The following is a 1,712-nucleotide window of genomic DNA, read 5'->3' on the forward strand; positions in this document are numbered from 1 at the left end:
CTGTGATGGGTAGGGGAGCGTCGTGTGCCGGGTGAAGCAGCCGCGGAAGCGAGTTGTGGACGGTTCACGAGTGAGAATGCAGGCATGAGTAGCGATACACACGTGGGAAACGTGTGCGCCGATTGACTAAGGGTTCCTGGGTCAAGCTGATCTGCCCAGGGTAAGTCGGGACCTAAGGCGAGGCCGACAGGCGTAGTCGATGGACAACCGGTTGATATTCCGGTACCCGCTTTGAAACGCCCAATATCGAATCCTCTGATGCTAAGGCCGTGAAGCCGCCCTGGAGTCTTCGGACGAAGGGGAGTGGTGGAGCCGCCGGCCCAAGGTGGTAGTAGGTAAGCGATGGGGTGACGCAGGAAGGTAGTCCAGCCCGGGCGGTGGTTGTCCCGGGGTAAGGGTGTAGGCCGTGTGGTAGGCAAATCCGTCACACGTTAAGGCTGAGACCTGATGCCGAGCCGATTGTGGTGAAGTGGATGATCCTATGCTGTCGAGAAAAGCCTCTAGCGAGTTTCATGGCGGCCCGTACCCTAAACCGACTCAGGTGGTCAGGTAGAGAATACCGAGGCGTTCGGGTGAACTATGGTTAAGGAACTCGGCAAAATGCCCCCGTAACTTCGGGAGAAGGGGGGCCATGTCCGGTGATGGAACTTGCTTCCTGAGCTGGGTGTGGCCGCAGAGACCAGCGAGAAGCGACTGTTTACTAAAAACACAGGTCCGTGCGAAGCCGTAAGGCGATGTATACGGACTGACGCCTGCCCGGTGCTGGAACGTTAAGGGGACCGGTTAGCTCCATTTCGGTGGGGCGAAGCTGAGAACTTAAGCGCCAGTAAACGGCGGTGGTAACTATAACCATCCTAAGGTAGCGAAATTCCTTGTCGGGTAAGTTCCGACCTGCACGAATGGCGTAACGACTTCTCGACTGTCTCAACCATAGGCCCGGTGAAATTGCACTACGAGTAAAGATGCTCGTTTCGCGCAGCAGGACGGAAAGACCCCGGGACCTTTACTATAGCTTGATATTGGTGTTCGGTTCGGCTTGTGTAGGATAGGTGGGAGACTGTGAAGCATGCACGCCAGTGTGTGTGGAGTCGTCGTTGAAATACCACTCTGGTCGTGCTGGATGTCTAACCTGGGTCCGTGATCCGGATCAGGGACAGTGTCTGGTGGGTAGTTTAACTGGGGCGGTTGCCTCCTAAAGGGTAACGGAGGCGCCCAAAGGTTCCCTCAGCCTGGTTGGCAATCAGGTGTTGAGTGTAAGTGCACAAGGGAGCTTGACTGTGAGACCGACGGGTCGAGCAGGGACGAAAGTCGGGACTAGTGATCCGGCGGTGGCTTGTGGAAGCGCCGTCGCTCAACGGATAAAAGGTACCCCGGGGATAACAGGCTGATCTTCCCCAAGAGTCCATATCGACGGGATGGTTTGGCACCTCGATGTCGGCTCGTCGCATCCTGGGGCTGGAGTCGGTCCCAAGGGTTGGGCTGTTCGCCCATTAAAGCGGTACGCGAGCTGGGTTTAGAACGTCGTGAGACAGTTCGGTCCCTATCCGCTGTGCGCGTAGGAGTCTTGAGAAGGGCTGTCCCTAGTACGAGAGGACCGGGACGGACGAACCTCTGGTGTGCCAGTTGTCCTGCCAAGGGCATGGCTGGTTGGCTACGTTCGGGAGGGATAACCGCTGAAAGCATCTAAGCGGGAAGCCTGCTTCGAGATGAGG

1 rRNA gene is annotated in these 1,712 nt (G+C 57.2%); it reads left to right on the forward strand.

What is annotated here, in order from left to right:
* Positions 1-1,712 (forward strand): 23S ribosomal RNA (locus ACSNOK_RS32890); the annotation flags it as partial.

It is taken from the genome of Streptomyces sp. URMC 126 (assembly GCF_051386555.1).
GTDB lineage: Bacteria > Actinomycetota > Actinomycetes > Streptomycetales > Streptomycetaceae > Streptomyces.